This window comes from Acinetobacter sp. X9 (genome assembly GCF_054889255.1).
In genome coordinates, this window is sequence record NZ_CM142679.1 from 1,427,560 (window position 1) to 1,448,191 (window position 20,632).

Sequence of the window (20,632 nt, forward strand, 5' to 3'; positions counted from 1 at the left end):
GATTACATATTCAAATGAAGTAAATTTAAATTTTATATAGATTAATTCATCGAAAAACTTTTAAAAATTATATATGATTACCGCGTAATACTTTAAGCATTACAACAATTTGTATAAATATCTAAAAATAGAGATGCTAAAACGTGAGAAAATTATTTATTACCTGCCTTATGGGTATGGCCATGTTATCTATGTCTGGTTGCGCAGTATTTATGGCGGGTAATCAACCAAGTAAAAAAAATTTAAATGTTCTAAATCCAGGCAGTTCTCGTAATTATGTGATTGCCGAGTTTGGTGCGCCTGTACTTTCAGAATACCGGGATGGAACACGCGTTGAGATCTATACTTTTCAACAAGGTTATTCAAAGTGGGTGAAAGTCGGCAGAGCTTTTGGTCATGGTGTAGCAGATGTGGCTTCAATCGGCCTTTGGGAAGTATTTGGGACTCCGACAGAAGCATATTTTAATGGTAAAGAAACTTCATACGAAGTATCTTACGGACCAGATGATTTAGTAAAAAGCTATAAGCTAATTGATTTCGAGCAAACATTTCCAAAGATGAAGCAGCAATAAAATCAAATTAAATAAGGAAAGACCTTCGGGTCTTTTTTTTGTATAAAATTAAATTTATTAATGATAATAAGAATTATTTTTATTTATGTATACTGTATCCGCTTATATTTTGTCTGAAATTTTTAACTTTTTATACAACAGGATTTTTTAATAATGAATAGATTTCTAATGACGTCACTTGCATTGATATGTACAACAGGCTTTGCTCATGAACCTTATGTAGCTCCTGTAGCTTATAAAACAGAACAAACCCAAGTGCCGGTAATTGCTGGTTATGCTGAAGAAGCGTTAAATAGTGAATATGCTTTAAAGGATGCGAAACTTACTGTGATCACTCCTAAAAATGAGATTAAAATTGTCAACTCAGAAGCTCTGCATAAGTCTGCAACTGTATTTGATGTAGAATTACCTGAAGAAGGCACATACATTGTTCAAACTCAGGCGAGTTACCCTTTAAAATATGTATATGATCAAAAAGCATGGCATTTATTTTTTGATATGCCAGCTGATAAAGCTCCACCGAAAGCAGAACGTGAATATTTGATTCCGACTGACCTTAAAACAAAAACAATTAAAACAGAGCAAGTAACACGAGAGTGGACATTACAAAGTTATCTTTCTAAGGGAAAAGTTTCAGATATCCAGCTCCTGAATACACCGATTAAAGTTAGTTTCTCTGTACATCCTAACCAGATTAAAGCTGCTCAACCTGTAAAATTAACCATAACTGAAAAAGGACAACCTTTAGCTTATGCTGAAGTGAATTTAAGAGAAAAGGGTGCAACTGACAAGCAAGCGCAGCAGTTTAAGGCAGAAAGCAACGGTCAAGTTGAGCTTACGTTTCCAAAAGCTGGAGAGTATTTAGTAGAAGTAACAGCTCCTCTAAATTTGAAATTAAAACCTAAAGATCAGAGCTATACGATTATTAGCTTAAATGTTTTAGCACAATAGTTTTTAGTGTTTAAAAAATAGGCCTTTATTAGGCCTATTTTTAGTTTTAATCTTCTCACTCATTAAAAAATTTAATTTCTCTTAGATCCTGAAGAAACAAAAATTCATCGCCAATAAAAATAGTGAAATAAAATTCATGTTGAGACAAACTAACTAATTTTATGTTAAAGTGAATAAAATTCATTAATAAAGATTTATCGAAAGTTTTATGGAAAAGCAAATATGAGCTTTTTCCATTTATAGATAAATCTGTTTTTTAGGCATGGGCCCATGTTAGAAATACGCCACCTTAAAACTTTAGTTGCTTTACGTGAGCATGGTTCATTAGTTTCAGCAGCTAATGACCTTTGTTTAACGCCATCTGCTATTTCCCATCAATTAAAAGAATTAGATCATTGGTATGGGGTAGAAGTTGTTAATCGTCGAAGTAGACCAGTTAGTTTTTCTAATGTTGGACAGCGCTTATTAAAGTTAGCGGATGATGTTTTGCCACAAATCCAGATTACCCACAGTGATATCACGCGTATTGTGCATGGGCAGACAGGCAGAATTATTTTTTCATCGGAATGCCATAGTTGTTTTGACTGGTTAATGCCTTTATTAAATCAGTATCGCCAGCAATACCCAGATGTAGATTTAGACTTCGCTTCAGGTTTTGAAGCCAATCCGCATGAACTCTTACAAAATGCAGAATTTGATTTACTAATTACAGCTGACCCAATTGCATTAAAAGGAATTGAGTATTTTCCGATTTTTGAATATGAGTCACGGTTAGTCTTATCAAATACTCACCCTTTGGTACGAGCTGAAAATATTACAGTTCAAGAGTTGGCCGAAGAAGTTTTAATTACTTATCCAGTTGATAAGCACCGTTTAGATATTATGTCTAAACTTTTCATCCCTGCGAATATTCAGCCTAAACAAATACGGACAACTGATTTAACCCAAATGCTTATTCAACTCGTTGCAAGTGGACGAGGTATTGCTGCTTTACCTGATTGGGTAGTGAATGAGTATGAACAGAAGGGATGGGTTACTAGTCGTCGTTTAGATTGTGTTTCACCAACAGGTTTAAGACGAACTTTATATGCGGGCTATCGAACTGAAGAAAAAGAGAAAAGTTATTTTGAAGGATTTTTAAAGCAGTTAGAAAAGTTTTCTTTAAAGCGAAACGCTTATTATTCTGGCTAAAAATAATTAGCCTAAGTGTTAAAAAGGTGCTTAATTGTACCTTTCTTATATCGACTTCTATTTACCAATAAATAAAGAGAGTAAACCTGCTGCAATCAGAGGGCCGACTGGTACACCACGTAGTAAGGCGACACCAGCAACTGTACCAATAAGTAAACCTGCTACTACGTCAGGTTGGCTCGACATTAGTTTTACTCCGCGACCACCTAGCCAGGCGACTAATAGGCCAATTGCGATAGCCATAAGGGATTTAAAACTAATAAATGATTTTAAAATACTCTCACCACTGAGTTTCCCACTGGCAATTGGTGTCAGTACGCCAATGGTTAAAATAAGTATGCCTAAATTAAGACCATGTGCTTGAATATAAGGGAAAAACTCATTTAAGGGGGTGATTTTAACGACAATCAGTACACCTGCTGCAATAGTTACAGCTGCATTTTGACTTAATAAGCCGCAGACAAGCAGAACGAGTAGAACAACTAAATTAACATCAAATTGGGCAAGCATGGCGAGCGGGGGCGTTATAAAAAAATGGAATTGTATAATATTTAATAGTCCTAATGTTAAAGCTTTAAAAGATACAGCTGATCGATGTTTTTTTTAATAAAAATTGATTGTATATCCCTCAATGATAAGGAGTTTTATTTTTTGGTTACGCTTGAACACAATGTTATATAAATTAACAAGTTAAAAATTATACCGTTTAAAAATTATGATATAAAAATAGTCATTATTCATGAGTACAGGATATTTTTATGGACATTATAGATATCAAGATCAAAGATCAGTTTGATAAAATCCATGATGCAAAAGCACAACTAAAGAAAAATTTAGTGGAACATGAAAATGAATCTTTAAAACTAAGCCAACGTATTGAGCATATTATTGTTGATAATGAAATTATTTTGCCTACTACCGAATTATTATTTGAAAGCGAACAGAACGAAAATATTTATCGAGTCGTTGAAGAATAAGGAGGCTAATTCAAGTAGTGAAAACAGTAGAGAGTAGTGTTTAGTAAAAAATGGAAACTACGTTAAAATAACAGCTTAGTTCTAATGAGAAAACTTCATGCTGCTGGAAAAGATCTTACAATCACAAGGGTTTGGTTCTCGTAAATATTGTCAGCAGTTAATAAAAAATGGATCTGTAAGTATTGATGGAGAGGTTGTAAGTGACCTTAAAAAGCAATTCTCTCCAGAAAATTTAGAATTTTCTCTTTTTGGGGAAACTTATCAATATCGAGAAAAAGTTTACCTTGCTCTAAAAAAACCAAAAGGTTTTGAATGTTCACACCAACCTCATCATCATCAAAGCGTATTTAGCCTTCTACCAGAAATCATGATTCAACGTGGTGTGCAAGCTATTGGTCGTTTAGATCAAGATACAACGGGCTTACTTTTACTTACCGATGATGGTAAATACCTTCAAGCTTTAACTCATCCCCGTAAACATGTGCCAAAGGTTTATCATGTTACGACTATAGATCCAGTTACACCTGAGCAAATTGAAATGCTGAGCCAAGGTGTGAGCCTACATCAGGAAAAAGGTGTTTTCGCTGCAACGGATGTAGCGATATTAGAAACGCATCAATTAACCATGACGATTCATCAAGGTGTTTATCATCAAGTAAAAAGAATGATTGCAGCTGTGGGAAATAAGGTAGAAGCATTACATCGCCATCAAGTAGGGCAATTGGTTTTACCTGAACTTGAAGATGGAGAATGGGTTTATTTATCTGAACAACAAAAACAGCTCGCTCAAAATATCATTTGAGAAAACAATGGAAGGTTTGGAACTCGCTATCTCGAATAAATCCCATTTGTTCATATAAGCGATGAGATTCATGGTTGTTGCTTTGAGTTTCCAAACTAATCCGTAAAGCATTCTCTTGTTTTGCAAATAAGATTGCTGTGTCGATTAGCTGTTTAGCAGAACCTTGACGACGGAAAATAGGCGTAACATAGACATCATCTAAGATATAGTATGTTGAACATGCAACTGAAGAAAAACCTAAATAGAGTAAAATAAAACCCGTAATTTTGTCGTCTTTAATATGAATGAAGAACACACTTTCTCTATTCTCAAAACGTTGTTTAAGGAAGTGAAGTGATTCATTAAAATTAGAAGAGGCCCCATAAAATTGGCGGTATTCATCAAATAAAACGGCGAGTTGCTCTAAATCTTCAAAAGTCGCTCGTCTAACGATCATTTGGCACTCCTTGTAACTTATCATTATCTTTTTACAAAGAGAGCATAACGAAAAAAAGAGCTTTTTGACGTTAAAACTTGTTTATAAATGCAACAGTGTTAAGTTTTGTCGCTTTCACCAAGAAGTGCATTCAATTCTTCAAATAAATCTTCATGGTCATCATCTTCAGCTAAAGTCGATGAATTTTGGTTTAATGACGATGCTTTTGCTTTTCTCAGTTTTAATAATTGTTCCATATTAATATTCTGATTTTCGATAGCAAATGGAATAGATTTAGTTAATACGACCTGTTTAAAAAAAAGTCGTACCGCTTGGGCAGGGGTAATTCCCAATTGCTTAAAAACAGCAAAAGCCTGTTTTTTCTCTTGGGAGTCAAGTCGAACCTGATAAACTTCTGTTTTTCGCATGAATAACAAAACCAAATGATTTTTAATTTTTAGGAATTCATTTTAAACCATCGCAATGTAATTTCAATGTTTTTTGGCATAAAAAATAATCTTTTTGTCATTACGGTTACATTACAATGTCAATTCAAACTGAGAATTGAAAGACATTCCCTCTTTTGTGAGGGGATCTGTAAATGAAATATGCTTAGCCAGAAGCTGTAATGGTTCTGAAAAATCATCTTCAGCTTTGTGCTGAACTACGGGATAAAATGGATCATTTTTAATCGGGATTTCTAAATAATTAAGATGCACGCGAAGTTGGTGCTGTTTCCCCGTTGTAGGAGTTAAACGATATTTTGCCCAAATCTGGTTGTGCTCTATAAGCTCAATATAAGTCTGGGTATTGGCTTTCGTATTTTCTATAACCTGCATCGTATAAAAAGGATGACCTTTATCTAAATGCAAATGTAAGATTTGAGGAAAATTTAAATCTTTTTTATAAGGTGCAACAGCGTGATAAATTTTATTGACTTGGCGCTCTGCAAATAATTGTTGGTATATGCCACGCGATTCAACCCGTTTGCAAAATAGAACGACACCAGCAGTTTCACGGTCTAAACGATGAATAGGTGTTAAAAATTCATTGCCTGTTTGTTTTTTTAGTCGCACTAAAAGAGTTTCTTGAACATATTGTCCAGTTGGGCTAATTGTTAAAAAATGTGGTTTATCGACTACTAATAAATCATCATTTTCAAATAAAATTTGATGCTCAAAAGGCACATGAGGTTCATATGCCAGAAAGCGATAATAAAAAATATGGGTGTTGCCGACATACGGACTGATTAAAGTTAATTTATCCCCATTTGCCGCATATATAAGACCGTCTTGAAATCTTTGTTCCCATTCTTCAGTTTTAATATGTGGAAAGTGACCACAGAGATACTCATAAATAGTTTGAGCATCTGTTTGCATAGGAAGATAGACTTGACTCGCACTTACTCCATCAATCATGGGTGGCAGAAATTCGTTTAGACTAGACATAAGAAAGTGTGAATATTTAAGAAAATTGATATAAAAAAAGCCAACTTCTAAGGCTTAAGTAGGCTTTTAAGGCAGGGCAATGTTATCATATCGATTATTTTGAATCATGTTATGTGTGCTATGTCGTATTCATTGAAATTGGTCTTAAATCATGAAGAAGATACTGAGCGTCTAGCTCGAGCTTTGGCGCAGCATGTTCAGTCGGGTGTAATTTATTTAATTGGGGACTTAGGTGCGGGTAAAACCACACTTACGCGCTATTTCTTACAGGCTTTGGGCCATAAAGGTTCTGTTAAAAGCCCAACTTATACGCTTGTTGAGCCGTATAAAATTAATGATAAAGAAATTTTTCATTTTGACTTATATCGTTTGAATGACCCCTACGAACTTGAATTAATGGGAATCCGTGATTATTTAGATATCACAGATGCATTATTTTTATTTGAATGGCCTTCTAAAGGTGGTGATGAAATTCCACAAGCGGATATTATCATTGACATTCAAAAGTCAGATGATGAGTTGACTCGTTTAGTAACGTTAACTTTACCAACAGAAAATTTGTACCAGACTTTGCAGGAACAGCTTCATGACTGATGAAAAGCTAACACAACGTCGTATTCATACATTAGACGCAGCGTTAGCGAACCAGATTGCAGCAGGTGAGGTGATTGAGCGTCCTTCTTCTGTGGTCAAAGAATTATTAGAAAACTCAATTGATGCAGGTGCAACTGAGCTGATTGTACGGATTGCTCAAGGTGGTTCGACTTTAATCGAAATCATTGATAATGGGCATGGTATTCATCCGGATGATTTGGCACTTGCTGTCATGCGTCATGCCACAAGTAAGATTAAAACTGCTGAAGATTTACATGCGATTGTGAGTTTGGGGTTCCGTGGGGAAGCCTTAGCTTCGATTGCTGCGGTTTCAAGATTGACTTTGACCAGTAGCCAAGATGAAAGTGGTATTGGTCATCAAGTTGAAGTAAACGGTACAGCATTTGATCATCAAGAAGTACAAGCTGTTGCTGCTCAAAAGGGAACTCATATACGTGTTCAGGACTTATTTTTTAATGTTCCTGCGCGCCGTAAATTCTTAAAAAAACCTACTACAGAATTTGGTCATATTGAAGAGATTGTTCGTCGTCTGGCTCTAACGCATTTCGATATACGTTTTGTGCTTGAACATAATGATAATATAAGAATTAATTTACCTATAGCGGATAGCGGAGAGCTACGTTTTCAGCGAGTTCAGCAATTATTAGGCTCACAATTTGTTCAAAATGCATATTGGATGGATGCTGAAAGTATTAGTATGCGTTTATCAGGTTGGCTTGGTCATCCTTCAGATGCACGTGCACAGGCTGATATGCAATATGTCTATGTAAATGGTCGTATTGTCAAAGATAAAACGATTTCGCATGCGCTACGCATGGCCTATGACGGTATTTTGCATGGTCATCAACATTCATCTTATTTACTTTTTTTAGAGGTTGACCCTGAAAATATTGATGTCAATGTTCATCCGACCAAACATGAGATTCGATTTTTAAATCAAAGAGAAGTGCATGAGTTTGTAAGGCATTACGCAAAAGAAACTCTATCCCAATTTCAGACAGCGAGTGCTGATTTAGCTCAAGCGATGAAAGTAGATGAACAATCAGATTATTCAGTACAGCCGCAGCCTAAATATCAAGAACAATTTTCATTGCACCGTGCAAATGAAACTTTAAATTCAGACAGTGAAGCACGAACTCAGCCTGCACCGACAGAATTATTAACTGATTTTAACGCTAGTCGTCCGCAAGCTGTTCACTATGCAGATCAAACACCAAAATATAATGGTTCTGCTCAACTAAATAATGCTTTAAAAACTTATTTAGCCCCACTTCGCGACCAACCTACTAGTTTTTCGGTAAATGAGAATGTTGAGCCAGCTGCTAAAGTAGATGAATTTCCATTAGGTATCGCAATTGCTCAACTTCATGGAATTTATATTCTAGCGCAGAATACCGAAGGGCTTATTATTGTTGATATGCATGCGGCACATGAACGTATTTTATTACAGCAAATGAAAAATGCTTGGGATAAACCTGAATTTTGGACATCTCAGCAGTTGCTTATACCTAAGGTGATTTCTATTAGCCGTATGCAAGCCGTTAGAGTTGAAGAGTTAAAACCTCAGCTCGAGCGCTTAGGTTTGGAAATTGATTTATATGGTGATGAGCAAGTTATTGTTCGCGGTGTGCCTGCCATATTACAAAAAGCTGATTTTGAAAATCTTATTCCAGAGCTTTTAAATGATTTAGATCCAAATGATGAAGCACAAGGATTACTTCAAAAAAGAGATGAGTTGTTAGCTGGAATGGCATGTCATGGAGCCGTACGTGCGCATCGTCAACTCAGTCTTTCAGAAATGAATGCTTTACTTCGTCAAATGGAACAAACCGAATTTGCGAGCCAATGTAACCATGGACGGCCAACTTGGCGTGCATTCCCATTATCTCAATTAGATAAATTATTTGCTCGAGGAGAGTAGTTTTACATGTCAAATCAATTGCCCGTCATCAATTTAATGGGACCAACTGCGAGCGGAAAAACCGCTTTGGCATGTGAATTATACGAGCGTGGAAATTTTGAGCTAATTTCTGTTGATTCCGCTCTTGTCTATAAAGATATGGATATTGGTACGGCTAAACCAACTCGTGAAGAGCAAGAACTCTATCCTCATCGTCTTATTGATATTATTACTCCTCTGGAAGTCTATTCAGCTGCTCAGTTTGTTGAAGATGCATGTAAATTGATTGATGAAATGCATTCACGTGGCAAAACTCCTATTTTAGTAGGAGGGACAATGTTATATTTCAAGGCACTGTTAGAAGGGTTATCTGGTAATTTACCAAGTGCTAATGCTGAAGTTCGAGCTGCAATTGAAGAAAAAGCTCTAAACGAAGGATGGCAGGCAGTTTATGATGAGTTAGTTTCTGTAGACCCTGCTGCCGCTATAAAGTTTAATGTAACTGATAAGCAAAGGATTATTCGTGCACTTGAAGTTTATAAAATTACTGGTGAACCAATTACTAAATTGCAGGCAGAACAACCAAAAAACGTACCATATCGATACATATTTCATAACTACGCTTTACTTCCAGATCGGGTAGAATTACATCAACGCATTGAGCAAAGATTAAGCAAAATGTGGGATATCGGTTTTTTGAGTGAAGTTGAAGCTCTAATTGAAAAATACGATTTAGATGAAAATTTACCCTCAATGCGTTCGGTGGGTTATCGACAAGCACTAGAATTTCTATTAAAAAGTGATCTAAGTCTCAAAAGTAAACGTGAAATGGAGGATAAAGCTTTATTTGCAACACGACAACTTGCCAAACGTCAATATACGTGGTTACGTTCTTTGCAAGAAATACACGATTTTAAAACTTACTTGACGATAAAGCAGGCGAAAGAAGACTTGCGAAACTCTTATGGATAAAGCAAAATTTGCACACTGTCTTTTTATAATTTTTAGTTGAAAAATAAAGATAGTTTTTTTGCGCTGATTTAAAAATTTTTTTTGGAGTTAAAAATGTCTAAAGGTCAAACTTTACAAGATCCGTTCTTAAATTCTCTCCGTAAAGAACGTATCCCTGTTTCTATTTTCCTTGTGAACGGTATTAAATTACAGGGTCATATTGAATCTTTTGACCAATATGTTGTTTTATTAAAAAATACTGTAAGTCAAATGGTTTACAAACACGCGATTTCAACTGTTGTTCCAGCACGTAACCCTCGTCCAGCAGGCGCACAAGGTACAGGCTTCCCAGCACAAGGCGGCACTCAAGGCGGTTTTGGTGGTCAAGGTAGCGGCTTTGGCGGCGGTCAAGGCGGTGGCTTCGGTGGCGCTCAAGGTGGCTTCGGTGGCGCTCAAGGTGGCTTTGGTGGTCAAGGCGGCTTCGGTGGTCAAGGTGGCTTCGGTGGTCAAGGTGGCTTTGGTGGTCAAGGTGGCTTCGGTGGTCAAGGTGGTTTCGGTGGTCATCAAGGTGGTTTTGACAACGATTCTAAATTTGAAGATGGTCAAGACGACGAAAATAATCGTTAATTGAACTCTTAAAAAGAAACCAGTCAGACAATGACTGGTTTTTTTATGTGTATTTAAAAGTTGATGCAGAATATTTAACTGGTCATGGAGAATGATTTGCCATGATGACTAATTTTATTTAAATAAATAGGGCTTTAATGAATGCTATTAATATTAGCTGCTGCTTTTAGCAGCGTCTTGGTATCTATCCTATTAAAAAATTTAAAGAGAAAAGGTTATCAACCACTACAAATGATTGCATGGAACTATGCAAGCGCAAGTCTTCTTTGTTTTTGGTGGTTTCAGCCTGATATTCAACATGTTTCAATACAACATACGCCTTGGTGGTTAATCTTTGCTTTAGGAATAATTTTACCTAGTATTTTTTTATATCTTGCTAAATCATTAGAGTATGCAGGAATTGTGAGAACCGAACTTGCACAGCGTCTTTCAGTTGTTCTTTCCTTACTTGCGGCATATTTCTTTTTTCATGAACAATTTAATACCTTAAAACTGTGGGGTGTAGGTCTAGGGATTTCTGCGGTCTTACTCGTATTATTTGGGCAAATCAATTCTTCAGCAAATCACCAATCTCGAAAAGCGATCTTTGCTCTTTTAAGAGTATGGTGTGGTTATGCTGCAGTAGATATTCTCTTGAAATATACAAGTAGTTTAGGTCTGCAGTTTACACTCACTTTAAATCTTATTTTTATTACTGCTTTTATATTGTCGATTTCATATTTATTGCTACAGAAGACTCAAAAGTGGCAGTTTAAAAGTACGATAGCTGGGTTAATATTAGGAATACTCAATTTTTCAAATATTGCTTTATATGTAAAAGCTCATATTCTTTTAAAAGATTCTCCTGCTATTGTTTTTGCAAGCATGAATATTCTTGTTGTGTTACTGGGAATTTTAAGCGGAGTGATTTTATATAAAGAAAAATTAAAATGGCCTACTATTTTGGGGATCTTTTTAGGAATAAGTGGGGTAGTTTGTTTAGCTAGCGCAATGGCTTGATAGTTCAAGAGAATAGAATCTCTTGAACTATAGAGATTTTTATAAATATGTGAAAATCACTTCATCTGGCAGACGTGATTTAGGAAGCTTAGCATTAAAGTCATTTTCACTGCGATAGCCTAGAGAAACAATCACAGAGCTTCTTAAGCCTTTTTCAGTTAAACCGAGCTCAGTATTTAAAACTTCTTCATCAAAGCCACCCATAGGAGTTGCGTCAATTCCTTCTAAGCCAGCAGCAAACAGTAACTGTCCTAAAGCAATGAATGTTTGGTTTTCCATCCATCCGAATAAATTTTTCTGTTCATTCCGATAAAATTCAACATAGCCATGGCGAGTATCTTTTTGGCCTAGTTTAGCTTTTTCATCTTTAAAACGGCCACTTAAATCATCTTGCTCAAGTAGTTGATTTAAATACTCAGGTGAAATATCTGTTTTTGTGCAGAATACAATTGTATGTGATGACTCAAGCACTTTAGGAGCATTGTAAGCATACTTTCCTGTTAATGCTTTTGCGATTTGTTCTTTCGCTGCAAGATTGTCTGCAACTACAAAATGCCAAGGCTGAATATTTACTGAAGAAGGGGTGAAACGTAAAATTTCTAATAATTTATTAATTTTTTCTTGAGGAATTTTCTTTTCAGAATTATACGCTTTTGTTGTATAGCGGCTTTTAACAGAATTCAATAAGTCCATAGGTGTGCTCCATATCAATTTTATGGCAATTGAGAGAATTTAATCTTTGCCATCATACGCTATTTTATTCAAAAACATTTCTTATGTAGTTTGATAAAGAAATATAATGTTTATATAAAGTTTTAATAATCTATTGAAAATGATTGATTTAATACCGACAGATGCAAAGAGTAAGCTGCGAGAATTTAGAATCGTTAAAGCCTTTATCATTTTTGCATTTGTTTTGAGTCTTTTGATTTTATACATTGAGTATCACAATCATGCACATATAAGCTGGAAATTTGTATTTATTGCCAGTATGTGTGCGATTTACGATTTTGATTTAAATAACAAAATTAAAGAATTGAAAGTTCAAATAAAAAGTGACTAATTTTTAGTTAATAATTCCAGATAATCAATTCAAGCTGTTGCGTATTTGAAGATGGATCAATTTCCAAAATATAAGCTTGATCTTCACGCCAATCGCCAAGAACAATTCGTTGTTTAGCTTGTATCTGATGAAGTGAAGGGCGATGGGTATGTCCATGAATCAGTATATCTGCATCCTCTAAAGCAGAAATGACAGCTTGTTCATTCACATCCATAATTTCATAGCTTTTTTGCTGTTTATCAGCGGAGCTTCTTTTACGAAAGCCATTAACCAGTTTGGTTCGAAAACTCAGTGGTGTACGACGTAAAAGAGCAACTAAGAGCGGATTTCGAATAATCTTCTTAAATCTTTGATAAGAAATATCATCTGTACATAGGGCATCACCATGTTCTAGACGGTACTGATGTCCAGCAATATTAAGATAATAAATGTCGGGTAGTAATACACCGTTAAATTTATTAAGGAAAACCTGATTTAAGGCAAAATCACGATTACCAACTTGAAAGTAAATCCGATTTCCTTTTTTGTTAAAGTCTTTTAATGCTTCAACAATTTCATCGAGCCATGGTGCTGAGTAATCATCACCAATCCAAGCGTTAAACCAGTCACCTAAAATATAAAGCTGTGTTTGTTTATTTTGATAATGCACCAATAAATCTAAAAACCCTCGAACAAGTCGAGGGTGTTCAGGTGACAAGTGTAGATCTGAAATAAACAGATAAGTCACAGCTTATTCCTAAAATTATTCAGAAATAATTTTAGCAGATTCGATTACAACGTTTTCTAAAGGAACGTCAGCGTGGTAGCCACGGTTGCCAGTGCGAACACCTTTGATCGCTTCAACAACATCCATACCTTCAACAACTTTACCAAATACAGCATAACCCCAACCTTGAGCAGTTTTTGAGGTATGGTTTAAGAAAGAGTTGTTTTTTACGTTAATGAAGAACTGTGCAGAAGCAGAGTGTGGTGCTTGAGTACGTGCCATAGCGATCGTACCAACATCATTGCTTAAACCATTGTCAGCTTCGTTTTCGATAGAATCACGAGTTGCTTTTTCTTTGAAGTTTTCATCCATCCCGCCACCTTGGATCATGAAGCCATCAATGACACGGTGGAAAATAACGCCGTCATAAAAACCGTCACGTACATATTCTAAAAAGTTTGCTACTGTTTTTGGTGCTTTTTCAGTATTTAGTTCAAGAACAATACGACCTTTATTGGTGTTTAATTCGACTTGAGGAAAACTCATTACATTAATCTCCTAAACATGGGCTTATGACCATGGGTTTTTGGTTGAGAGAAGCATAAGCAAACTGTAAACTACAAGGCAAGTAAAAAACGTTAAAATCTTTGTGAAAAATGAAGATAGCGTTTAAATTTTTCGAAATTTATCTACAAAGAAGTGATTGATACACTATGAAGCCTAATGATGTTGTCTCGAGCCTGCCTAATAACCCGACACCGAATACTCATGCCTCTGTCGATTCTGCGCAGCAAGAACAACAGGCTGGCTTAGATTTTGTTCGCCAAGTCATTACTGATGATTTGGCTACGGGACGTGCAAAGCAGATCGTAACGCGTTTTCCACCAGAACCAAATGGTTATTTACACATTGGCCATGTAAAAGCGATTTGCTTGAACTTTGGTGTGGCTGAAGAGTTTGATGGTTTGTGTAATTTGCGTTTTGACGATACAAACCCTGATGCTGAAGAACAAGAGTATGTTGACGGTATTGCTAACGATGTGAAATGGCTTGGTTTTAACTGGAATGGTGAACCACGCTATGCATCGGGTTATTTTGATCAATTATATGCATGGGCAGTTCAACTTATTGAACAAGGCGATGCATATGTAGATTTACAATCTCCAGAAGAAATTAAGTTAAACCGTGGTAGCTTTGTTGAGCCAGGTAAAAATTCTCCATACCGTGATGCTTCTATTGAAGAGAATCTTGCTCGCTTTGAAAAAATGCGTAGCGGTGAGTTTAAAGAGGGTGAAGCGGTTTTACGTGCCAAGATTGATATGGCAAGTACAAATGTACATATGCGTGATCCGATTTTATATCGCGTATTGCATTCAGAGCATCATCAAACTGGCGATAAATGGAAAATCTACCCAATGTATGACTATGCTCATCCATTGTCTGATGCCATTGAAGGAATTACCCATTCGCTTTGTACATTAGAATTCCAAGATCACCGTCCGTTTTATGACTGGATTGTTGAAAAAGTAAAATCTAAAGCTGTTCCACATCAGTACGAATCTTCACGTTTAAACGTGGATTACACCATTACGTCAAAACGTAAATTACGTAAATTGGTGGAAGGTGCGTATGTAAATGGTTGGGATGACCCACGTATGCCAACCGTAGTCGGTATGCGCCGTCGTGGTTTTACTCCTGAAGGCTTACGTGATTTTTGTAAGCGTGTAGGCGTGTCAAAAACTGACGGTATTGTTGATGTTGCAATGCTTGAGTTCTGTATTCGTCAATCTTTAGAAAATACTGCTGCGCGTGGTATGGCTGTTTTAAGTCCACTTAAAGTGACTTTAACTAATTTACCTGAAGATATGGATCTTACGCATGCTCGCCATCCTAATGTTGATATGGGTGATCGTGTGATTCCTTTAACCAAGGAAATCTATATTGATCGTAAAGATTTTGAAGAAGTACCGCCAAAGGGCTTTAAACGTTTAATTCCTGACGGTGAAGTGCGTTTACGCCATGCTTACGTGATTAAATGTGATGAAGTCATTAAAGATGTAAATGGTGAAGTGATTGAACTGAAATGTTCAATTGACCCTGAAACTCTAGGAAAGAATCCGGAAGGCCGTAAGGTTAAAGGTGTGATTCACTGGGTATCTGCAACTAAAGGGATTCCTGCTGAAGTGCGTATTTACGATCGTTTGTTTACTGAAGCTGCACCTGATGCAGATGATGACTTCTTGGCAAATCTTAATCCTGAATCATTAAAAGTGGTACAAGCTGTCATTGAGCCAGCTTTGGCACAAGCGAATCCTGAAGATCGTTTCCAATTTGAGCGTGAAGGCTATTTTGTTGCTGATCAACATGATCATTCACCTGAAAAACCAGTGTTTAACCGTATTCTTGATTTAAAAGATAGCTTCAAGCCTGAGAAAAAGTAAGACGCGTAAAATATTTTTGAGCAAATAGCAGATATAAAAAAGCCCAACTCAGTTGGGCTTTTTTATATCTATTTTCTTACGTATATTATGCTTTATAGTGCTTTGGCAAATAAGCTAAGCTGGATTAACCACGTAGAAATAAAGAACAATGATGATAAGAAGAATAGATGCGAGCGATAAATAGGTATTCACCGTATTAAAGCTTTTAATAAATTTCAGGATTTCCATAATGATTTAACTATTTATATTTGTGAATAAAAGTATAGTAAAACAGTAGACTTTGTTGAATATAAAATGTGCCAAAAGATAGGTTTTTACCCTATCTTTTGGTTAATATAAAAGCAGTTGGCTCTGTTGAGATATATAGATTAATTATTAGATTGAAGATAATTTTATTTATTAACCGCTATAACCAATTCTTTTTAAGAATTTTTGAATAATCTCAAATGCCGCATGTTCAAGTGCTTGGGCATATTGCAAGTTTTCTTCACGAAGTTTCTGAATCGAAATATTGGCATTACGAAGTTCGCATGTATGGCCAATTAACCATTTCTCAAAATTTTCTTCTGTTGTTTCAATATGAAACTGCAACGCGAGAATATTATTTCCAACTTCAAATGCTTGATTGGTATAAATCTCTGAACTAGCTAATAACACCGCGTTTTCAGGGAGGTCGAAAGTGTCACCATGCCAATGTAGAACATGGACATTATTAAGCAAAGCAGATAATACCTGATTAGGACGTAAACTTAAGCTCAATGGACCCCAGCCAATTTCTTTTTGATGTCCTGCATATACTTTTGCACCAAGCGCATGAGCAATAAGCTGTGCACCTAAGCAAATACCAAGTGTAGGTTTATCTGCTGCTAAACGTTGTTTAAGCAAAGCAATTTCATCTTTTAAAAATGGATAATCTTCAGTTTCATAAACCCCGATTGGGCCACCTAAAATAATAGTTAATCCATCGTGTGCAAAAGCAGCAGTTAAATCATCTACACCTGCTTCAAAATAACGAACGCGAAATCCGAGTTGATAAAAGACATCTTCTAATGAACCTAAGTCTTCGAAAGCAAGATGCTGAATGGCATAAATAGTTTTAGGGAAGGCGTTTGTTGTGCTCATACAAATGATTCATAGAAGATCAATAGGTGGAGTATAGCGATAAATATAAAGAAGAAAATATCTGTATAAATCGTCAATACCTGAAAATTGATATTTTTCGTTAAGATAATATCGTTATGCAATGGATTATCTATTTTCCAATAAATCTCTTTGTATATTCCATTGCTTAAAATAATAGCTTTTGAGTTTCTTCAAACTCTATATTTGAAAGTTGATGCTCATCTTTTAGATTAACTCCTGAGAAACCAAGTTGTTTGGATTTTTTCATTAATGCCATTAAACGTTGTACTGCCACAGGAATACTTAAGCCTGCTGAGCGAACATTAGAAATACAATTACGTTTAGCATCGAGGCACCCTGAATATGCATTCAACGTGTAGTAAATTCCCATACTATCAGGAGAGCTTAAACCTGGGCGCTCACCAATGAGCATCACAAGCATGTGTGCCTTAAAGATTTCAGCAACCTCATCACCTAAAGCAACCCGACTGCCTGTTGCCAGTGCAATGGGTGCAAGAGTCCAGTTTTCTTGCTGAACTTGTTCACTTAGCGCGGTAATGAATGGAATAGCATTCGCTTCAATCGCTCTTGCTGAGAGTCCATCACCGACCACAATACAAACATCATATTGTTGCGGATTTTCTGCATACTTCTTAATTAAGGCTTCTTTTGATAGGTTTGAAAGCTGACGTCCTAAATCTGGACGTTTAAGATAGATTTCCTTATTAGGTGCGTTGCTGTGGACATGAAGACTTTGCAGCTGTCTTTGCGCTAATTGTTCAGATAAATAGGAAATATCCATATCTTGATAAACCGCATCTTTTGCTTGTGCATGAGACAACTGAAACTCAAGTAAGGCTTGTGTAGGGATGCTACAACCTGCACGGCCCAGAGCAATACGGGCATCGGTAAACTGTTTGAGTTTTTCCCACTGGTCTTGATGAGTAGAAGATGGATATTGAATATCACGCTTCAGTTTCATGGCGTTCTCCCTAGTTCATGAGCAGACGAGAGAATTGGTCGGGCATGTGGTCTGCCCAACAAATTTGAGAGTTTTGCTGTTTAAAAATACCTTGCTGTTCAAGCCAAGCTGAAAACTCAGGAGCGGGTTTTAAACCGAGGAGTTGTCTTAAATAGAGGGCATCATGAAACGAGGTCGTTTGATAATTGAGCATGACATCATCTGAACCCGGAATTCCCATAATGAAGTTAATGCCCGCGGCGCCAAATAGAGTAAGGAGAACATCCATATCGTTTTGGTCGGCATCGGCATGGTTGGTGTAACAAATGTCGCAGCCCATTGGTACTCCGAGTAACTTGCCGCAAAAATGATCTTCTAGGCCTGCACGTATAATTTGTTTGCCGTTAAAAAGATATTCGGGACCAATAAAGCCAACGACTGTATTTACTAAAAGCGGATTGTATTTACGGGCGACTGCATAGGCACGAGTCTCTAATGTTTGCTGATCAACACCGTGATGTGCATTGCTGGATAAGGCACTGCCTTGACCCGTTTCAAAGTACATAACATTTTGTCCAATGGTTCCGCGCTTGAGTGCAAGTGTGGCTTCATATCCTTCTTGTAGTAAATCGAGTGAAATTCCAAATCCTTCATTTGCCAGCTGGGTACCAGCGATTGATTGAAACATTAAATCAATCGGCACATTTTTTTCAGCCAGTTGAATACCTGAGCTGATATGGGTGAGTACACAAGATTGTGTCGGAATTTGATATTCCTGAATGACATGATCAAGTAATTTTAGTAGCTCTGACAAATTATGAAGATTATCTGTGGCGGGGTTAATGCCAATTACGGCATCGCCATTGCCATACATTAAACCATCTAAAATACTGGCAGAAATACCGAGCACATCATCGGTCGGGTGATTGGGTTGTAAACGGGTAGAAAGATGACCTTTTAAACCGATTGTATTGCGAAATTGGGTGACCACTTCACATTTGCTGGCGACATAAATTAAATCTTGATTGCGCATAATTTTGCTGACAGCAGCTACCATTTCTGGAGTTAAACCTGGTGCTAATGCTTTTAAGCTTTGTGCAGTGGCTTCTTCTCCAAGTAACCAATTTCGAAAATCGCCTACTGTAAAGTGTGAAATAGGGGCAAAGGCTGCCAGATCATGTTCATCGATAATTAGTCGTGTAATTTCATCAGTTTCGTAATCGACTACAACTTCATTTAAAAAGGTTTTAAGTGGTACATCGGCCAAAGTCATTTGTGTCGCAACATGTTCGGTTGCGTCTCTGGCCGCTACACCTGCTAATTCATCGCCAGAACGTAACGGCGTTGCTTTTGCCATTAAGGTCTTCAAGTCAGCAAAGTGATACTGTTGATTGGCGACAATATTGCGATAACTCATAGTTGAATCCTTTTTTATAGTTCTTGTTCTGCGGCTTTAATATTTGCAAACTCTTCTTCTGGTGTACCTTTAACTAAATGATAACGGCTATAGAGTAAAAAGTAAGCAATAAATACGACATAAATAGCGGCAGCAATAAACCAAACTTTCGGATTAACAACAAAGCCTGCAACCACAGCAGCGACTGCTAGAACTAAGGCAATACTTGAAGTAACGATTCCTCCAGGAGTCTTATAAGGACGAGGCATGTCGGGTTTAGATAGGCGTAGCTTGATGTGGGATAAAAGAATCAACACATAGGAAATGGTGGCACCAAAAACCGCTATTAAAATCAGTGAATCGCCTTCTTTGGTGAGTGAAAGCACGAACCCGATAATACCCGGAATAATAATTGCGAGATAAGGGGCTTTATTTTTATTGGTTAAAGAGAGTGAAGTAGGTAAGTAGCCAGCACGAGAGAGTGCAAAAATTTGACGCGAATAGGCATAGATAATTGAAAAGAAACTCGCGATTAAACCTGCTAAACCCACAAAGTTAACAAAAGTCGCAAGCCAAGTGTTGGTGCCATACACTTTAATCAGAACATCGACGAGGGGAGCGCCAGAGTTTTGTAAAGTACTTGCACCCGCTGCACCTGCACCTAAGAATAAAATGAGCATAGCAAACGCCGTTAAGATGAGCATTGCACCGATTAAACCGCGTGGAAGAGATTTAGCTGGATCTTTTGCTTCTTCTGCTGCTAATGGAACACCTTCAACTGCAAGAAAAAACCAGATAGCAAAAGGAACTGCGGCCCAGATGCCCAAATAGCCATGAGGTAAAAAAAGGCTTGCGCCAACACCTGTACTAACTGGAATATCAAATAAATTTTGTGTATTAAAATGTGGAATCATTGCCACAATAAACACAACCAGAGCAACTGCTGCGACAAGTGTAATTGCAAACATAATTTTTAAGGCTTCGCCCGCACCTTTGAGGTGTATACCCATAAAAATGGCGTAGCAGGCGAGGTAAATCATCCAGCCATTAATGCCAAATAGAGATTCGCAATAACCGCCAATAAATACGGCAATCGCCGCAGGAGCAATTGCGTATTCAATTAAAATAGCTGTTCCTGTTAAATAGCCTCCAAAAGGACCAAAAGCAGCACGCGCAAAACTATAACCGCCGCCTGCTGTCGGCATCATGGTGGACATTTCTGACATAGAAAGACATAGACATAGGTACATGATTGCAGCGAGTGCAGTGGCAATAAACATACCACCCCAGCCGCCTTGGGCTATGCCGAAGTTCCAGCCAGCAAAATCACCTGATATCACATACGCTACGCCTAAACCAATCAGGAGTAACCAACCAACGGTACCTTGTTTAAGTTGACGCTGAGCAAAATATTCTGCTGACGAGACTTCTGACTTTGAGGAAATAACGGAAGCTGTTTCTGGTTGATTCATACAATACTCCTGCGAGTGGATTT

At 37.0% G+C, this 20,632-nt stretch carries 24 protein-coding genes; 12 read left to right on the forward strand and 12 right to left on the reverse strand.

The window, feature by feature from the left end; genetic code table 11:
* Positions 1–143: 143 nt before the first annotated feature.
* The 3 genes from ACYU0V_RS06740 (at position 144) to ACYU0V_RS06750 (ending at position 2,714) form a co-directional block, all read left to right on the forward strand.
* The gene (locus ACYU0V_RS06740) at positions 144–572 is read left to right on the forward strand and encodes a hypothetical protein (RefSeq protein ID WP_017398490.1); all 429 of its coding nucleotides are present in this window, start codon (positions 144–146) and stop codon (positions 570–572) included.
* Between the two features lie 153 nt (positions 573–725).
* Positions 726–1,523 carry a DUF4198 domain-containing protein gene (locus ACYU0V_RS06745; RefSeq protein ID WP_461849511.1) on the forward strand — a complete coding sequence of 266 codons (798 nt, stop codon included), beginning with the start codon at positions 726–728 and terminating at the stop codon, positions 1,521–1,523.
* Positions 1,524–1,793: 270 nt separating this feature from the next.
* Positions 1,794–2,714 (forward strand): LysR family transcriptional regulator, encoded by a 921-nt coding sequence (locus ACYU0V_RS06750; protein ID WP_002122195.1) that lies wholly within the window; start codon positions 1,794–1,796, stop codon positions 2,712–2,714.
* Between the two features lie 57 nt (positions 2,715–2,771).
* On the opposite strand, the gene ACYU0V_RS06755 is transcribed toward ACYU0V_RS06750, so the two are convergent.
* Entirely contained in the window at positions 2,772–3,224 is a 453-nt protein-coding gene (locus ACYU0V_RS06755; RefSeq protein WP_086265940.1) for a DUF441 domain-containing protein, read from the reverse strand.
* Between the two features lie 248 nt (positions 3,225–3,472).
* Here ACYU0V_RS06755 and ACYU0V_RS06760 point away from each other — a divergent pair, with 248 nt between their 5' ends.
* Both ACYU0V_RS06760 and ACYU0V_RS06765 read left to right on the forward strand, forming a co-directional pair.
* Positions 3,473–3,691 (forward strand): hypothetical protein, encoded by a 219-nt coding sequence (locus ACYU0V_RS06760; protein ID WP_002122273.1) that lies wholly within the window; start codon positions 3,473–3,475, stop codon positions 3,689–3,691.
* A 97-nt stretch (positions 3,692–3,788) separates the two neighbouring features.
* Positions 3,789–4,493, forward strand: coding sequence for a pseudouridine synthase (locus ACYU0V_RS06765; RefSeq protein ID WP_032035478.1), 705 nt, complete (start codon positions 3,789–3,791; stop codon positions 4,491–4,493).
* Here ACYU0V_RS06765 and ACYU0V_RS06770 read toward each other — a convergent pair.
* The 3 genes from ACYU0V_RS06770 to ACYU0V_RS06780 all read right to left on the reverse strand — a co-directional run bounded on the left by ACYU0V_RS06770 (position 4,486) and on the right by ACYU0V_RS06780 (position 6,356).
* Positions 4,486–4,929 carry a GNAT family N-acetyltransferase gene (locus ACYU0V_RS06770; RefSeq protein ID WP_086265941.1) on the reverse strand — a complete coding sequence of 148 codons (444 nt, stop codon included), beginning with the start codon at positions 4,927–4,929 and terminating at the stop codon, positions 4,486–4,488. The two genes, ACYU0V_RS06765 and ACYU0V_RS06770, sit on opposite strands and share 8 nt — an antisense overlap.
* Positions 4,930–5,027: 98 nt before the next feature.
* On the reverse strand, positions 5,028–5,336 hold the full coding sequence (locus tag ACYU0V_RS06775; protein ID WP_002122138.1) for a type II toxin-antitoxin system RelB/DinJ family antitoxin: 309 nt from the start codon (positions 5,334–5,336) through the stop codon (positions 5,028–5,030).
* Between the two features lie 111 nt (positions 5,337–5,447).
* Entirely contained in the window at positions 5,448–6,356 is a 909-nt protein-coding gene (locus ACYU0V_RS06780; RefSeq protein ID WP_461849513.1) for a pseudouridine synthase, read from the reverse strand.
* A gap of 120 nt (positions 6,357–6,476) precedes the next feature.
* On the opposite strand from ACYU0V_RS06780, the gene tsaE reads away from it, so the two are divergent.
* The 5 genes from tsaE (at position 6,477) to ACYU0V_RS06805 (ending at position 11,448) form a co-directional block, all read left to right on the forward strand.
* Positions 6,477–6,950: a tRNA (adenosine(37)-N6)-threonylcarbamoyltransferase complex ATPase subunit type 1 TsaE gene (tsaE, locus tag ACYU0V_RS06785; RefSeq protein ID WP_005068599.1), complete on the forward strand. Its 474-nt coding sequence runs from the start codon at positions 6,477–6,479 to the stop codon at positions 6,948–6,950.
* Positions 6,943–8,892, forward strand: a complete 1,950-nt coding sequence (gene mutL / locus ACYU0V_RS06790) for a DNA mismatch repair endonuclease MutL (protein WP_057061886.1) — start codon at positions 6,943–6,945, stop codon at positions 8,890–8,892. The genes tsaE and mutL overlap by 8 nt, the downstream gene beginning before the upstream one ends.
* Positions 8,893–8,898: 6 nt before the next feature.
* Positions 8,899–9,843, forward strand: a complete 945-nt coding sequence (miaA, locus tag ACYU0V_RS06795; protein WP_005068602.1) for a tRNA (adenosine(37)-N6)-dimethylallyltransferase MiaA — start codon at positions 8,899–8,901, stop codon at positions 9,841–9,843.
* 93 nt (positions 9,844–9,936) lie between these two features.
* Positions 9,937–10,449 (forward strand): RNA chaperone Hfq, encoded by a 513-nt coding sequence (hfq, locus tag ACYU0V_RS06800; RefSeq protein WP_002122267.1) that lies wholly within the window; start codon positions 9,937–9,939, stop codon positions 10,447–10,449.
* A 141-nt stretch (positions 10,450–10,590) separates the two neighbouring features.
* The gene (locus tag ACYU0V_RS06805) at positions 10,591–11,448 is read left to right on the forward strand and encodes an EamA family transporter (RefSeq protein ID WP_461849516.1); all 858 of its coding nucleotides are present in this window, start codon (positions 10,591–10,593) and stop codon (positions 11,446–11,448) included.
* 39 nt (positions 11,449–11,487) lie between these two features.
* On the opposite strand, the gene nfsB is transcribed toward ACYU0V_RS06805, so the two are convergent.
* On the reverse strand, positions 11,488–12,141 hold the full coding sequence (gene nfsB / locus ACYU0V_RS06810) for an oxygen-insensitive NAD(P)H nitroreductase (protein WP_342063802.1): 654 nt from the start codon (positions 12,139–12,141) through the stop codon (positions 11,488–11,490).
* Positions 12,142–12,280: 139 nt separating this feature from the next.
* Between nfsB and ACYU0V_RS06815 the strand changes: the two genes are divergently transcribed.
* Positions 12,281–12,511, forward strand: a complete 231-nt coding sequence (locus ACYU0V_RS06815) for a hypothetical protein (RefSeq protein ID WP_151282967.1) — start codon at positions 12,281–12,283, stop codon at positions 12,509–12,511.
* A 7-nt stretch (positions 12,512–12,518) separates the two neighbouring features.
* Here ACYU0V_RS06815 and ACYU0V_RS06820 read toward each other — a convergent pair whose 3' ends face one another.
* Positions 12,519–13,238 carry a UDP-2,3-diacylglucosamine diphosphatase gene (locus tag ACYU0V_RS06820; protein WP_151282968.1) on the reverse strand — a complete coding sequence of 240 codons (720 nt, stop codon included), beginning with the start codon at positions 13,236–13,238 and terminating at the stop codon, positions 12,519–12,521.
* A 15-nt stretch (positions 13,239–13,253) separates the two neighbouring features.
* A complete protein-coding gene (locus ACYU0V_RS06825; RefSeq protein WP_002122280.1) occupies positions 13,254–13,763 on the reverse strand; it encodes a peptidylprolyl isomerase in 510 nt (169 codons plus the stop codon).
* A gap of 167 nt (positions 13,764–13,930) precedes the next feature.
* On the opposite strand from ACYU0V_RS06825, the gene ACYU0V_RS06830 reads away from it, so the two are divergent.
* Positions 13,931–15,658, forward strand: coding sequence for a glutamine--tRNA ligase/YqeY domain fusion protein (locus ACYU0V_RS06830; RefSeq protein WP_461849518.1), 1,728 nt, complete (start codon positions 13,931–13,933; stop codon positions 15,656–15,658).
* 114 nt (positions 15,659–15,772) lie between these two features.
* Here the strand turns inward: ACYU0V_RS06830 and ACYU0V_RS06835 are convergent, their stop codons facing one another.
* The 5 genes from ACYU0V_RS06835 to eat form a co-directional block, all read right to left on the reverse strand.
* A complete protein-coding gene (locus tag ACYU0V_RS06835) occupies positions 15,773–15,886 on the reverse strand; it encodes a hypothetical protein (protein WP_227556118.1) in 114 nt (37 codons plus the stop codon).
* Between the two features lie 171 nt (positions 15,887–16,057).
* On the reverse strand, positions 16,058–16,780 hold the full coding sequence (locus ACYU0V_RS06840; RefSeq protein ID WP_057062406.1) for a glutamine amidotransferase: 723 nt from the start codon (positions 16,778–16,780) through the stop codon (positions 16,058–16,060).
* Between the two features lie 166 nt (positions 16,781–16,946).
* The gene (gene eutC / locus ACYU0V_RS06845; RefSeq protein ID WP_461849521.1) at positions 16,947–17,762 is read right to left on the reverse strand and encodes an ethanolamine ammonia-lyase subunit EutC; all 816 of its coding nucleotides are present in this window, start codon (positions 17,760–17,762) and stop codon (positions 16,947–16,949) included.
* Between the two features lie 10 nt (positions 17,763–17,772).
* Positions 17,773–19,158 (reverse strand): ethanolamine ammonia-lyase subunit EutB, encoded by a 1,386-nt coding sequence (locus ACYU0V_RS06850; protein WP_461849523.1) that lies wholly within the window; start codon positions 19,156–19,158, stop codon positions 17,773–17,775.
* A gap of 14 nt (positions 19,159–19,172) precedes the next feature.
* Positions 19,173–20,609: an ethanolamine permease gene (gene eat / locus ACYU0V_RS06855; RefSeq protein ID WP_461849525.1), complete on the reverse strand. Its 1,437-nt coding sequence runs from the start codon at positions 20,607–20,609 to the stop codon at positions 19,173–19,175.
* Positions 20,610–20,632: the final 23 nt, after the last annotated feature.